The organism is Microbacterium sp. PMB16 (assembly GCF_051294855.1).
Lineage (GTDB): Bacteria > Actinomycetota > Actinomycetes > Actinomycetales > Microbacteriaceae > Microbacterium.
In genome coordinates this window covers 1,667,895-1,681,216 of the sequence record NZ_CP145908.1, presented here as the reverse complement: position 1 = coordinate 1,681,216, position 13,322 = coordinate 1,667,895, and the positions used below count along the sequence as shown (strand labels likewise).

Below are 13,322 nucleotides of genomic sequence, written 5' to 3'. Positions count from 1 at the left end.
AATTACGTCAGAGTCCGGGTTAATTGTCCTCGCTGGTCGATGAGTGTCTTTCGCGACCAGATCAACGATCAGAGTCGATCCCGAGGAGCACCCATGACCCGCCGAAACCCTGCCCGTATCCGCACCCGCAGACTCGCCGCATCCGCCGTCATCGCGACGACCGTGGGCGCACTGGTCCTGTCCGGGCCCGCCGCCTGGGCGGCGGACACGCCACCCAACCCGAACTCGAAGCCGGGCTACACCCTGGACTTCGCCGAGGAGTTCTCCGGGACGACCCTGAACACCGACAAGTGGATGCCGAACTACCTGCCGCACTGGGTCCCCGCCGCCGACTTCGCCGACACCGCCGCGCGCTACACGATCTCCGACGGCACCATCAAGCTCCGCGTCGAGCAGAACCAGCCGCCCTGGAACCCCGACCAGGACGGAACGGTGGTCTCATCGGCCATCCAGACCTACAACCAGAACAACTGGCACCCGTTCAACTCCTCGGCGGTCAACCGCAACAACCTGCCGACCTTCAACGGCTACTCCACCAAGTACGGGTACGTCGAGGTCAGGGCGAAGAACTCGAACGCGGGCGGGGGTGGCCACCAGGCGCTCTGGCTTGTCGGCACCAACACCACCGGCGGGCAGTCCGAGATCGACATGATCGAGACGTTCTTCAGCACGCCGACGACGTGGAACATCAACATGTACGGGTGGGGCGATCCGAACTTCTTCAGCTCATGGCAGGGCGCCAAGGTGCCCGTCACCGGGACCCCCACCGAGGAGTTCCACATCTACGGCATGGACTGGACGCCCACCGGACTCAAGTTCTACTACGACGGCGAACTGGTGAAGACCTTCAACGATGCTCCGAACACCGCGATGGGCATCATCATGAACATCTACACCGGCGCGGGCTCCGGACAGCCGAACAGCGTCTGGCCGAAGCAGTGGGAAGTCGACTACCTGCGGGTGTTCAAGGACAACGCCGGATACTCCGAGGCGGTGTCGCCGACGTGGAAGCTGATCAACAACCGGCACCGCGCCGGCGCCGTCAACGTCGAGCCGAACGACGGCCTCGTGCGATTCGGCGAGGTGCCGAGCACGTACTGGAGCGCGCAGTGGGTGCCCGAGACGACCTCGTCGGGCGCGACCAAGTACCGCAACCGGTGGACGAACCAGTACCTCTACACGAGTGGCTCGACGGTGCGACACGGCACCGCGGCGACGGCCGGAACCGCCGCGGAATGGTCGACACCGTCGGCGGGCAGCGGATACGTCCGCATCCAGAACGCCTCCGGAGCACTGCACGTGGAGAACGGCACAGGGAAGGTCGAGTTCGGCACCGTGTCGAGCTCCTGGTGGTCTTCGCACTGGCAGCTGAACGCGGCACCCGCCAACTAGGACGACACCCGTGGGAGGGGCACTTCGGGCCCCTCCCACGCAGAGGAGACGTGATGATTCCCACCCGCCGCCGCCCCACCGCGGCCCTGTTCTTGTCGCTGACGCTCACAGTGACGGCCGTGCTCACCGGTTGCACGGAACCCGCGGCGACCGAAGCGGCGAGCGCTGCCCCGAGCGCCTCGGCGACTCCGCGCTTCGACCCGGACGCCACCCTCTGGACCATCGCGTCGACCGACGAGCCCCTGAGTCTCGACGACCCCGACGTGCAGGCGCTCCAACAGGTCGTCGCGCGGCACTCCGGAGCATCCGACAACCGCTCCCCGGCGACGGTCGCGGAGTCGGTGACCGCAGAGGAGATGTACTTCACACCGCTGTTCAGCGAGAAGCTTGCCACGCAGGGATACCGCGATGCCGTGGTCGCGATGTACGAAGACGCCGACCTGACGATCGAACAGACCGGGGTGGCGTGGCTGCAATCGACGATCGACGCCGATCGCCGGCACGCGACCGTGGGCTTCGAATCGCTCTTCGCCATCGTCGACGCCTCGGAGGGATATCTGCACGAGCTCGACGTCGACCCCGGCGCGGAATTCGCCCAACCACGCGAGTACTCGCTGACGAAGGTCGACGGCGTCTGGCTCATCGACGACATCTCGAAAGGACCGCTGCGCAAGTCTGCGGAGCCCACTCCCTGACGACACCGCCACGGCGAGAGGCGGCGCACGACTACCGTTGAGGCATGCGCATCCCCGCCGCCATCCGCGCCTCGCAGCGCTCTCCGCTGCTGCAGGTCGTGAAGTCGGCCGCAGCGACGATCGGAGCATGGCTCGTCGCGGGCTGGGTGTTCCCCGCCCAGCTGCCGGTGTTCGCCGCGATCGCCGCGCTGCTCGTCGTGCAGCCGAGCGTCAACCAGTCGCTGTCGAAGGCGCTCGAGCGCAGCATCGGCGTCATCGCGGGCGTGGTGATCGCCGTCGCCCTCGGTCTTCTCTTCGGGTCGCCGAGCTGGATCGTGCTCCTCGCCATCGTGGTGGCGATGCTGGTCGCGTGGGTGTTCCGCGCCTCGCCTGGCACGGGCAATCAGGTCGCGATCTCGGCGATGCTCGTGCTGGCGCTCGGGTCGTCGAGCCCCGAGTACGCGTTCGCCCGCATCGTCGAGACCCTGATCGGGGTCGTCATCGGCATCATCGTCAACGCCTCGATCGTGCCGCCGGTGCTCATCGCCCCCGCGAGACGCGACCTCGGCCTGCTCGGCGGAGAGTTGGCGGCGAGCCTCGACCGGCTCGCCGACGTGCTGCCCGAGCCGCAGTCCCCCGCGAAGCTGCAGGAGCTGATGCTGGAGGTGCGGCTGCTGCGTCCGATGAAGGATGCCGCCGACGCGTCCATCGCCGCGGGCGAGGAGTCGCTGACGCTGAACCCCCGCCGATCCACCCACCGGGCAGACCTCCGAGAGATGCGGCAGCTGTTGGACCGGTTGTCGCCGATCGTGACGCAGACGATCGGCATGACAAGGGCCTACTTCGACCACTACGACGACACCATCGCCGAAGAGCCGGCCGTGGTTGCGATCGCCGAGCAGCTGCGACGTGCGGGCCACGACGTGCGTCTCGCCGTGCAGGTCGCCGAGGTCGTGCCAGAGCCCGCCACGTTGACCTCGGCCATCCCCGCGCTGACCGCGCCGCTCGTGATCCGGCCGCCGTCGTCGCAGCACTGGATCGTGATCGGCTCGCTCATGGAAGACCTGCGGCGCATCCGCGCCGGGTTGCTCGGCGAGGACTGAGCCCGGCAGCTGAGTCGGGACTGGCCTCAGGCATCCGGCGTCAAACACGAGACCGCTCGCAGACCTCTGCGAGCGGTCTCGTGCCCCGTTCTACTGCTGGGCGAGCGCCGCGACCTGCGACGCGGTGAGTGCCCCGTAGTAGACGGCGACGTCGTCGATCGATCCGTTGATCGACCGCTGCCCCCCGATTCCACCGCTCCCGGGGTACGGCACCGCTGCGTTGATCGTGCCCTCGAGCGCCCCGTTCGCGTATATCTGCACCTGCGTACCGGTGGAGACGAACGCGAGGTGCGTCCACGTCGCCGTCGGCGCGGTGTAGTCCACCGAGTAGTCTCCGACTCCGAAGACGGTCACCCCCACCTTGTTCGTCGTCTGGTACTGCGAGAGCTTCAGCGCGCTCTGCCACCCGCTGACCAGCGATGTGTCTGCGGTGGACGTGGCCGGGTTCACCCACAGGGATGCCGACCAGGCACTCGGTTTCCGGCCATCGCCGATCGTGAGCGTCTGATGTGCGGACCCCCCGAACTTCACCGCACTTCCGGTGCCGCTCCGCCCGGTGACCGTCGACGGCGTGCCGCCAGCGCCCCGCACCGCGTGCAACGCCACAGATCCTGTCGACGCGAATCCGGTGGGCGGCGAGGTGAACTCGTTGGTCGAGAGCGGCACTGCAGCATCGAACGTGTACTTCAACGCGGGCGTCGTCGTATTGACGGTTGCAGCGGGCCGCGCGGCGACCCCCACCGCATCGCCGATCGCAGCCCATCGGGACGCGAACTGCGCTGCCGTGATCGACGGAGAGGTCGTCGCCCAGACACGTTCGGCGAAGGTCGCCAAGCGTGCACTGTACAGATCGACCGCGGAGTAGTTGTCCTCCGTGTTCGCGAAGTCCATCCAGATGGCGAGCTGCTGACCGAGGTTGTTCGTACCGCCCGGCCAGGTCCAGCCGTAGATCTGGGCCTCAGACGCCGTCCTGCTGTCACGAATCATGCCGGGAATGATGAAGAAGCGCTGGTACCCGCTCCCGCCCCACGCGGTGTCGACCACCTTGTATCCTTCGCCGCGGAGGAAGGCGGCGTTGGACACGGACCCGAAGTTCACGAACGTCACGTCGGTGTTGGGGAGGATGTCAGGACCGTTGGCCCACATCATCGTCGTCTTGCCTGCGGCGTTGACCGTTGCATCCAGCTGGTTGACGAACTCCGTCTGCCACTGCTCGATGCTCTTGCCCGTGTCGGAGACGTAGCCGCACGAGTTGAGGGTCAGGGGCACTTCATCGTTGCCGACGTGGAAGTAGTCGCCGGGGAACCACGACAGGAACTCCTCGTACAGCCCGACGGTCCAGGAGCGCACGCTCGCGTTGGTGATGTCGAGTGTGTCGAAGAACTGCGACCCGCACTGCGGAGCGAATGACCGGCTGCTGTCGAGCCGCGTAAGCGCACCGGCATGGTACGGCGTATCGATCTCCGGGATGATCGTGACGTGATATGCCTTTGCGAACGCGACGAGGGTGTCGATGTCGGCGCGACTGTAGCGGTAGGACGCACTCGACGGGGCGAGGCCGCTGTAAGCGGGATTCGTCGAATAGAGACGGAACGCCTCGTTCTCATTGAAGTGGATCTGAAGCGCGTTCACCTTGAGCGCTCCCATCCGCCGGATGAGGTCCTTCAGTTCGGCCACAGTCCAGAAGTTCCGTGCGACGTCGACCGAAACGGCACGGTGCGCAGTGTCGGGCACATCGTCGATCGTGCCCACCGGTGCGCTCCAGGCTCCGACCCGCAGGCGCTGCAAGAGCGTCTGTCCGCCGTAGAAGGCACCGGCGGAGGTCGCGGCAGTGATACTCGCGCCCGTCGTCGAGGACGTCGTGAGTCGGTAGCCCTCGACCCCCTGAGACGAAGAGGTCGCCAAGGACAGCAGAACGTCGTCGGCGTCCGCCGTGCCTCCGGTGACCAACGGCAGGGCAAGACCGGAGGCTGCGCGGAACTGAGATGCGAGGCTGGTGGCGGTCTGCAGGAGCGTTGTTTCCACGAAGAGCTTCGAGTCGGGACCGGTCGACGACGTGCCGGCCGTGGCCACATCGACGATGATGCGTGAGCCGGATGTCAGAGTGAAGGTTCCTGCCCCGCTTGTGAAGCTGTCCACCCGGGGGACCACCGGCACTCCGGGATCTGCGGCGGTGGCGGCGGACGTCGAGGTCGCGACGAGCACCCCCACTGTCAGAGCCGTCGTCACCGTGAGTGCGGTCAATCGCGACCAGCGTCGTTGCTTATGTTGTGCCATTGCGTCGTACCTTTCGTGTCTGTCTTGCGGGTTGTGACAGGGGATGGGCGAGCCGCGAGGTTCACGCGGCGCTGACCAGGAGCGCCGCCCCGACGGACGCAGCGGACGTGTTCGCGCTGACCTCGGTGCGATCACGGAGGCCGAGGCTGGCGACGAACGCAGACTCGGCGGCGCGGGTGTCGAAGACGCGCCCGAGCGCGTCCGTGAGGAGCGACCCGAATGCGGCGGCACCGCCTCCGATGACCGTTCGTTCGTTCCCCACGCTCAGTGTCAGCATCAGTACCGCGTCTGCGACACCCTGCGCCCAGGTCTCGAACGCGTACCGGACGTCGTCTCGCTGCGTGAGCAGCAGCGCGTCGACCGAGGAAGGAGCAACCCCCGCGGGGAGCGCTCGGGTCAGGGCTGCACCGGAGGCCCGGAGTTCGAGGCATCCGATCTGGCCACAGGGACAGCGCGCGCCCGAGGAGTCCACCGCGACGTGTCCGATCTCTCCGACGACGCCGCCGGAACCTCGCCACAGGACTCCGTCGATCACGATGCCCGCGGCGAGGCCCGTACCGATGTTGAGATAACCGAGCGACTTGCCGGAATCCGCGTTCAACGTCGCCAGGCCGAGGGCAGCCGCGTTCACATCGTTGTCGACGACGACGGGAACGCCCCACTCCGCGGAGAGCAGCGCGCCCAGCGGGAGGTCCTCGATCTGCAGGTTCACCGCGTGGGCGACGTGCCCGGTCGACCAGTCGACAAGCCCGGGGATGCCTATCCCGATACCGGCGATCCGTCCGTGGAACGTTGTCGACACGGCGTCGATCATGCTGGTGAGATGGCGGATCAGTGGGTCCGCGCCCGGAACCGTGGGGGCGTGGAGGCGCGCGACCTCGCGGCCGTCAGCGCCGAGCACGACAAGATCGGTCTTCGTACCGCCGACATCGATCCCGATCCGCAACTGCCGGGTCATCGCCGCGTCTTCTCGGGCTGCGGGGTCGCCAGGCGGGGGAGTTCTCGGATGGCGGTGCCGGGGAAGAACGCCGCCGATGCGGACGAGCCTGCGCCGCGCAGCGCCGCATCGATGTCGGCCGGTGGGATCTCGTTGCCCCAGTCCCACCCTCCGGAGTATTCAGCCGACGCCGTGAGCTGGATCACCGGCACCACCGGCGTCGAGACGCACTGTCTGAGCGATGCCACGACATCGCCGACCCACTCCGGCTCGAGGTGGAGGATCGCATGGTAAGTCATCGGATAGAGCACATCGACGAAACCCTCCCAGGCGCGGACGTCCTGTCCGACCTCCTCGGGCGTGATGGGCACGACGAACGCACCGAGATGGATACCCGAATCGTGCGCGAGATCAGCGATCAGCCGAACAAGATGCGTGATCGTCTCCGCTCGGTATCGACGCCAACGCTCGGCATGCACACCCATGAGTTCGGTGGCCGCCTCCGCGGGGTCGGTCGGCACCCGGATGCCGGTGCGGTCGGAGAAGTCCCCGAGCGTCACGAGGTCGTACGAGGCTGCGGGAGTCCGCCGACCATCCTCGCGTTGTTCGAGTTCCCAGTGCAGCGGCCACCGGATGAAGTCCAGAACGAGCCCGCTCACGCCGGGAACTGCGGCGAGCCTGGCGCAGCGGGCGACGATCTCGGCCACCACGCGGTGATCGGTGGGCAGCAGACCCACGTACCATTCGATGCGCTCCCGCGGCTTGCCGTCTGCGCCGATCGGGCGGCGTGCGGACTCCGCGCTGAAGGTGACTTCGCCGTGCTCGTGGAAACAGGTGACGCCGACCAGGAGACGGAGGTCGCGCGCCAGCACGGCATCGATCAGGGCCTGCGGGACGTCGTCGACCTCGGCGATCACGTCGCCGATGCCTCGGTCGACGGCATCATCCAAGAGCCATCCGAGCCGGTGCGCATCGAGCGTCCGGACATCATCGCCCGTGAGCACGAGTGTCGAGTGTGGGACGAAGGACGCCATCGGGGCCACACTCATTTCAGGCCCGACATCGCCTCGAGCCCACGCATGTACGGGCGCTCGAGGATGAGGAAGAAGATCAGCGGAGGCAGGATCGCGATCGTGGCACCCGCCATCCACACCTGGTAGTCGGTCTGGAAGGTCGCACCGATGCCGAGCAGCGACAGCCCGAGAGGGGCCGTGAAGTTCGCCTGGGAAGATTCCACGACGAGCGGCCAGAGGAACATCGTCCAGGACGTCATGAAGGTCATGACCGCGACCGTCGTGACGACAGAACCCGACATGGGGACGATGATCATGCGGAAGATGCGGAATTCGCTCGCTCCATCGAGGCGGGCAGCCTCCAGGTAGTCGTCGGGTATGCCGCGGAGGAACTGACGCGAGATGAAGATGGCCTGACCGGATACGACGAACGGCACGATGAGCGCCAGGAGCGTGTCGTACATGCCCATCGACTTGATGATGAGGAAGAGCGGGATCACGATCGAAGAGAACGGCAAGAGCGTCGAGCCGAGCAGCGTCCAGAGCAGCCCCTCCCTGCCGCGGAAAGCGAACTTGGCGAATCCATAGCCGACCGAGATCGAGAGAACGACCGCGACCAGCGCGGTGACCGTCGCGACGATCGTGCTGTTCAGCAGGAACTCACCGAACGAGTGACCGGTGAAGCGCGGTTCGAAGAGGGCCAGCGCGAAGTTCTCCGGGTGCCAGCTCGGAGGAATCCACTGCACCGGCACCGTGAGCACGTCCTCCCGCGCCTTGAACGCGGCGGACAGCATCCAGGCGAGCGGGAGCATGGCGAACACGAGGTAGGCCACGAGGAGCAGATATCGGAGGATCAGACCGACGGTCACACGGCTGTGCGCCGGCCGACGACGGTTCGCTCTGGTTGCGCGCAGGGAGGTCATGCTTCGTCCTTCATGATGCGGGAGCAGATCACTGCGAACACGAGTGATCCGGCGAGGAACAGCACCCCGGCGGCCGAGGCATAACCGCTCTGCGCGTAGGTGAAGAAGTTCTCGTAGAGGAAGATCGGCAGCGTGCGCGTCGCGTTCGCGGGTCCGCCTCCGGTGAGCATGTAGACCGGCTCGAACAGGCCGAGCGTGGTGATGAACGACAGCACCACCACGAAGACGGTGATCGGTCGCATCAGCGGCCACCGGATCTTCCAGAACGACTGCCACGGTGTCGCGCCGTCCATAGCGGCTGCCTCGATGACATCGCCGGGGACGGAGCGGATCGCCGCATAGAAGAAGATCATGTACAGCGATGTCTGCTTCCAGATGATGAAGATCGCGATCGCGATCGGCGCCAGCGTGGCGTCCGATGTCCACGGGACGCGCACGAGGAAGTCGAGGTTGAGCGATTGGGCGATGCTCGCCAGCACTCCCTGATTCGGCAGGAGGATCAGCTGCCAGACCAACCCGGTCGCCACCCAGTCGGTGACCACCGGGATCATGAACAGCACCCGCCAGGCACGTCCGAGTCGGATGCGCGGGTCCGCGAGTGCCAGCGCGAGCAGCAGCGCGAGGATCAAGCTCGGGATGACGGCGAATGCCGCGATCTTCAGCGACGCGCCCGTCGCCTGGATGAAGAGCGGATCGGCGAGCAGGTCGACGAAGTTGTCGATTCCGACGAATGCAGGATCGGAACCGAGCCTCCACTGCGTGAACGAGTATGCGAACGTCAGACCGACCGGGAAGAGCCAGAAGATGAGGAACGCGATGATCGCGGGTGAGGTGAAGAGCAGTCCGGTGCGGGCCTGTCTCTGATCATTCATGAGGTCTCCAACGGTGACGGAAGGACGAATGATGCGGAGCCGGCCCTGGCTGGGTTTTGGCCGACTCCCGCAGCTCTCATTCGATGCGCTCGAGCGCTGCCTGCAGCTCTGCCGCTGCGTCCTCCGGAGAGGTCTTGTTGTAGACGACGGAATCGATCGCGGCAACGATGGCGGCGCCAGCTTCGTCGTAGACATGTTGGGGCGGCGACACCTCGTAGTCGTCGAGAGCGTCGATGAACGTCTGGAGGTACGGCGCGTCCGCGATCGCGGTGGTGAACTCATCCGATTCCAGGTAGGTGTTCGTCGGCTGAAGGTAGCCGAGCTCACTGAACCAGTAGTCGGCCTGGGCGGTCTCGCCCTTCTTGCCGAGGATGAAGGCCAAGAACTTCTGCGCGGCGGCCTGCTGCGCGTCTTCCGCGTTCGCGTTGACCGCCCAACCCCAGAAGTAGGAGACGTCCTTGTAGGTGGAGGGATCGTCCGGGTTCACGACCGGGTTGGGGACGACCTTGAAGTTGAAGTCCGGGTTGTTGGCCAGGGCCGCACCCGCGTACCAGGTACCCGCGCTCACCATCGCAGCACGCCCATCGGGGACGTCGGCGAACCAGTTGTTGAGGAAGGTCGGGTCGTAGGCCTTGTACTTGTACACGAAGTCACTGAAGACCTGCAGCGCGTCGCGCACTGCCTCCGTGTCGCCCGCAGGCTTTCCATCGACGTACACGTCATCCTGCCCGTGCTGACGCAGCAGGGTGTAGAAGTTCTGCGCGTACCACTGCGCATCCTTGAAATTGGCGAAGAACCCGAACTGGTAGCCCGTCCGGGTCACGGCTCCGTCCTCTTCCTGGTGCAGCTTTTGACCGATCTCACCGATTTCGTCCCACGAGACGGGCTTGTCCGCCGGCAGCTCCGGGATGCCTGCCTCGGCGAAGACATCGGCGTTGTAGTAGGTGGCCAGGGTGTTGAACTCGGAGAACATGCCGTAGAGCTCATCGTCATAGCGGAGTTCCGTGAGCGTCGAGGGCTCATAGGCGGCCACGAGGTCGGCAGAGTCGTCGTAGCCGAAGGCTGCCGGGTCGACCGGGGCCAGCAGCCCCTGTTCGTGGAAGCTGGGGAAGTTCCAGCTCCCCATGTCCCAGACGTCGGGTCCGGCACCACTCGACAGCGTCGAAAGCAACTTGGAGTCGTACGACACAGCGCCGGCCAACGGCACGCTCGTCATCTTCACGGTGATACCGGGGTTCGCCGCCTCGAACTCCGGAATCCACTTCTCCTCCATCGAGTTCTGCAGCGGCTCGAACTCGTGGGTCCACAGTGTGAGCTCGATGTTCTCGTCGCTCCCCTTGTCGCTGCCGTTGAGCGAGCATCCGCTCAGCGCGGTGGCTGTCACGCCGAGTACCACTGCTGCGGCGACGATCGATCGCCGGTGTGACTGCAACATCTCTTTCTCCTTTGAGAGGGCCACGCAGGAAGTTTCGGGTTTCGCTGCGTCGAATAATGTTCAATATAGGCATGTTTTGATCATGAAGCAACATCAAATGTGCACGGGCGATGATATCGTTTGTGCAACGGGAAGGAGCTGGCGGATGGAGATCGGCGTCGCGTACTTCGGAAATCGGCTTCTCGCCCACGTGGAGACCGATCTCGATGAGATCGCCCATGCGGGCTTCCGACATGTGCTGCACACCTTTTCCGAGGTCGACCAGCGGTTCTACCGCGATCAGATGGCTCGAATCGTCGCCGCGACGCACGACAGGGGACTCCGCGCAGCCGCAGCCCCGTTCGGCGTGGCGGGCATCTTCGGAGGCGAGGAGGCATCCTTCTTCCTCACGGAGCACCCGAACGAGCGCCAGCGGGACAGTGACGGGTTCGTCCATCCCGCCGCCTGCCTGAACAGCCCGCTGACCCGCGCCCTGATGGCCAACTGGATCGCCGATGCCGCCGACGTCGGCTTCGATGAGATCCTCTGGGATGAGCCGGGCTGGGCGTTCGACACGACAGATCATCGGCGCTGCACGTGCCCGTCGTGCACTGATCGCAGGGACGTCTCTCCTGAGCGGATGCTCGTGGAATTCGTCTCCGACCTCGCCGCGACCGCCCACGATCGCGGCCTCCAGAGCACCGTCTGCCTTCTGCCTGACGAACTCGCCCAGACGCCCGGGCAGCCGTGGAGGGAGATCGCCGCGATCCCCACACTCACCGCGATCTCCTCGGACCCGTACTGGAAGACGGCGTTCCTCCCTGCGTTCCCGTTCGTCGGCGACGTGCTGTCGCGGATGCGGGGCGCCATCGGTGAGGAGTCGACCAAGCTGGAGTGCTGGTTGCAGGGGTTCGGCCTCGACCTCGCGGATGAGACAGACTTCCGCGCCGCCATGGAGGCGGCGCGGAACGTCGGCGCCGAGCGCACCTGGTTCTGGGCGTTCGGGGCGGCATCCCACATGAGCGAACTCGGGGAGACATCCCCTCCCGGCGTCTGGGAGTACATGAAGCGCATCGCAGGCGAGTTCGCATTTCGTGATCTATCATGAATGGATTGCGATGTTTTGAGCATAAGAAAGCATGGAGGTGCATCGGTTGTGACGGAGAACGATGCTCGTGAGCTGACCGGCGACCTGAAGCAGCACGAGCGCCTCAACCGGATCCTGGAGGTGCTCACCGAGCAGGGCCGCGTGAGCGTGCACGACGCCGTCGAGGAATTCGGCGTCTCGGGTGCCACGATCCGCCGCGATCTCGACCATCTGGCGTCTCGTCAACTCCTGCGTCGCACCCGCGGCGGGGCCGTGGCCATGCTCGCGTACGACGTGCCGCTGGGCTACAAGGCCGACAAGAGCGTCGATGCACGACAGCGGATCGGCTCCCTCGCCGCCGAGTACGTCCAAGCCGGTCAGGTCGTCGGAATCGCCGGCGGACAGCTCGCCCTCGAGACCGCCCGAGCGCTCGGCGCGCGGGCGGACTTCATCGATCAGCCTGAGGTGATCACCGTCCTCACCAATGCGGTGAACATCGCCTACGAGCTGAGTACCCGCCCCCACATCAAGCTCGTCGTCACGGGTGGCGCCGTTCGCTCACGATCCTTCTCGATGACCGGCGAGACGGCCAAGGATGCGATCCGCCGGTACCGTCTCGACCATCTCTTCGTCGAGGTCGACGGGGTGACCGAAGAGGGTGCTTCCGTGCGCGACGACGCAAATGCCGAGGTTCTCGCCGCCTTTGTCGCGCGATCGCGCCACACGGTGGCCCTCGCCGAACTTGCGGCGGTCGACAGTCCGGCGTTCGCTCACGTGTGCGACGCCGACCGTCTCGACGCGATCGTCACCGACTCGAGTCAGCCAGACTCCCACATTGGAGGCGTCCCGCTCCGTCGGGTGTAACGGCGACTGCGTGCGTCCGTGCAGCGGATCTCCTGCATGAAGCTGAACCCACCGGTGGCCGCGGTCGATCCGACTTACCCTGGGACCATGCCCGATACGACGCTCGCCGAGGCGCTGGCGGAACTCGCCGCCCTCGAGGATCCGAAGATGCGCGCCGCGAACGAGAAGCGCGGCGATGATCACGGCATGAACCTCAGCCGGCTGCGCGGGGTGGCGAAGAAGATCAAGACCGATCAGCCGCTCGCGCAGGAGCTGTGGGCGACAGCCGAGACGCCCGCGAAGCTGCTCGCCCTGCTCATCTGCAAGCCCGCCGCCTTCACGGCCGACGAGCTCGACGCGATGATCCGCGACACCCGGCCACCGAAGGTGAACGACTGGTTCGTGAACTACGTGGCGAAGAAGACGCCCCTCGCCGAGGAGATGCGGCTGCGCTGGTTCGACGACGCCGATCCGACGGTCGCCGCTGCCGCCTGGTCGCTCACCTCGGTGCGCGTCGCGAAGGATCCGGACGGTCTCGACCTCGACCACCTGCTCGACCTCATCGAACGCGACATGAAGGATGCGCCGTCACGGCTGCAGTGGTCGATGAACGAGACGCTCGCCACCATCGGCATCCACCATCCCGCACTTCGCGCCAGGGCACTGGAGATCGGCGAACGTCTGCAGGTGCTCGCCGACTACCCGACAGCTCCCGGCTGCACCTCTCCGTTCGCGCCGATCTGGATCGGGGAGATCGTGCGACGCCGCGAGGGCTGAGTCCGGAAAC

12 protein-coding genes are annotated in these 13,322 nt (G+C 66.0%); 6 read left to right on the top strand and 6 right to left on the bottom strand.

What is annotated here, in order from left to right:
• Window positions 1-93: 93 nt before the first annotated feature.
• Genes V5D55_RS08060 through V5D55_RS08050 form a run of 3 tightly spaced genes read left to right on the top strand, consistent with a single transcriptional unit; the run spans window position 94 to window position 3,169 of the window.
• Window positions 94-1,392: a family 16 glycosylhydrolase gene (locus tag V5D55_RS08060; protein ID WP_435748881.1), complete on the top strand. Its 1,299-nt coding sequence runs from the start codon at window positions 94-96 to the stop codon at window positions 1,390-1,392.
• Window positions 1,393-1,445: 53 nt separating this feature from the next.
• The gene (locus tag V5D55_RS08055; RefSeq protein WP_435748880.1) at window positions 1,446-2,087 is read left to right on the top strand and encodes a hypothetical protein; all 642 of its coding nucleotides are present in this window, start codon (window positions 1,446-1,448) and stop codon (window positions 2,085-2,087) included.
• A 44-nt stretch (window positions 2,088-2,131) separates the two neighbouring features.
• Window positions 2,132-3,169 carry an FUSC family protein gene (locus V5D55_RS08050; RefSeq protein WP_435748879.1) on the top strand — a complete coding sequence of 346 codons (1,038 nt, stop codon included), beginning with the start codon at window positions 2,132-2,134 and terminating at the stop codon, window positions 3,167-3,169.
• Window positions 3,170-3,259: 90 nt separating this feature from the next.
• On the opposite strand, the gene V5D55_RS08045 is transcribed toward V5D55_RS08050, so the two are convergent.
• The 6 genes from V5D55_RS08045 to V5D55_RS08020 form a co-directional block, all read right to left on the bottom strand.
• A complete protein-coding gene (locus V5D55_RS08045) occupies window positions 3,260-5,446 on the bottom strand; it encodes a family 20 glycosylhydrolase (RefSeq protein WP_435748878.1) in 2,187 nt (728 codons plus the stop codon).
• A 61-nt stretch (window positions 5,447-5,507) separates the two neighbouring features.
• A complete protein-coding gene (locus V5D55_RS08040; RefSeq protein ID WP_435748877.1) occupies window positions 5,508-6,404 on the bottom strand; it encodes an ROK family protein in 897 nt (298 codons plus the stop codon).
• On the bottom strand, window positions 6,401-7,417 hold the full coding sequence (locus V5D55_RS08035) for a hypothetical protein (RefSeq protein ID WP_435748876.1): 1,017 nt from the start codon (window positions 7,415-7,417) through the stop codon (window positions 6,401-6,403). Before V5D55_RS08035 ends, V5D55_RS08040 begins: the two co-directional genes overlap by 4 nt.
• An 11-nt stretch (window positions 7,418-7,428) precedes the next feature.
• On the bottom strand, window positions 7,429-8,319 hold the full coding sequence (locus V5D55_RS08030; protein WP_435748875.1) for a carbohydrate ABC transporter permease: 891 nt from the start codon (window positions 8,317-8,319) through the stop codon (window positions 7,429-7,431).
• On the bottom strand, window positions 8,316-9,191 hold the full coding sequence (locus V5D55_RS08025; RefSeq protein ID WP_435748874.1) for a carbohydrate ABC transporter permease: 876 nt from the start codon (window positions 9,189-9,191) through the stop codon (window positions 8,316-8,318). Before V5D55_RS08025 ends, V5D55_RS08030 begins: the two co-directional genes overlap by 4 nt.
• Window positions 9,192-9,267: 76 nt before the next feature.
• Window positions 9,268-10,626, bottom strand: coding sequence for an ABC transporter substrate-binding protein (locus V5D55_RS08020; protein ID WP_435748873.1), 1,359 nt, complete (start codon window positions 10,624-10,626; stop codon window positions 9,268-9,270).
• 145 nt (window positions 10,627-10,771) lie between these two features.
• Here V5D55_RS08020 and V5D55_RS08015 point away from each other — a divergent pair, with 145 nt between their 5' ends.
• The 3 genes from V5D55_RS08015 (at window position 10,772) to V5D55_RS08005 (ending at window position 13,312) form a co-directional block, all read left to right on the top strand.
• On the top strand, window positions 10,772-11,713 hold the full coding sequence (locus V5D55_RS08015; RefSeq protein ID WP_435748872.1) for a hypothetical protein: 942 nt from the start codon (window positions 10,772-10,774) through the stop codon (window positions 11,711-11,713).
• A 48-nt stretch (window positions 11,714-11,761) separates the two neighbouring features.
• The gene (locus V5D55_RS08010) at window positions 11,762-12,556 is read left to right on the top strand and encodes a DeoR/GlpR family DNA-binding transcription regulator (RefSeq protein WP_435748871.1); all 795 of its coding nucleotides are present in this window, start codon (window positions 11,762-11,764) and stop codon (window positions 12,554-12,556) included.
• An 87-nt stretch (window positions 12,557-12,643) separates the two neighbouring features.
• On the top strand, window positions 12,644-13,312 hold the full coding sequence (locus tag V5D55_RS08005; protein WP_435748870.1) for a DNA alkylation repair protein: 669 nt from the start codon (window positions 12,644-12,646) through the stop codon (window positions 13,310-13,312).
• The last annotated feature ends 10 nt before the right edge of the window (window positions 13,313-13,322 follow it).

Bases quoted from the DNA above. Each gene is read 5' to 3' on its own strand.
- V5D55_RS08045 (WP_435748878.1), bottom strand. From the start codon at position 5,446: ATGGCACAACATAAGCAACGACGCTGGTCGCGATTGACCGCACTCACG.
- V5D55_RS08030 (WP_435748875.1), bottom strand. From the start codon at position 8,319: ATGACCTCCCTGCGCGCAACCAGAGCGAACCGTCGTCGGCCGGCGCAC.
- V5D55_RS08015 (WP_435748872.1), top strand. From the start codon at position 10,772: ATGGAGATCGGCGTCGCGTACTTCGGAAATCGGCTTCTCGCCCACGTG.
- V5D55_RS08055 (WP_435748880.1), top strand. From the start codon at position 1,446: ATGATTCCCACCCGCCGCCGCCCCACCGCGGCCCTGTTCTTGTCGCTG.
- V5D55_RS08005 (WP_435748870.1), top strand. From the start codon at position 12,644: ATGCCCGATACGACGCTCGCCGAGGCGCTGGCGGAACTCGCCGCCCTC.
- V5D55_RS08025 (WP_435748874.1), bottom strand. From the start codon at position 9,191: ATGAATGATCAGAGACAGGCCCGCACCGGACTGCTCTTCACCTCACCC.
- V5D55_RS08020 (WP_435748873.1), bottom strand. From the start codon at position 10,626: ATGTTGCAGTCACACCGGCGATCGATCGTCGCCGCAGCAGTGGTACTC.
- V5D55_RS08050 (WP_435748879.1), top strand. From the start codon at position 2,132: ATGCGCATCCCCGCCGCCATCCGCGCCTCGCAGCGCTCTCCGCTGCTG.
- V5D55_RS08035 (WP_435748876.1), bottom strand. From the start codon at position 7,417: ATGGCGTCCTTCGTCCCACACTCGACACTCGTGCTCACGGGCGATGAT.
- V5D55_RS08040 (WP_435748877.1), bottom strand. From the start codon at position 6,404: ATGACCCGGCAGTTGCGGATCGGGATCGATGTCGGCGGTACGAAGACC.
- V5D55_RS08060 (WP_435748881.1), top strand. From the start codon at position 94: ATGACCCGCCGAAACCCTGCCCGTATCCGCACCCGCAGACTCGCCGCA.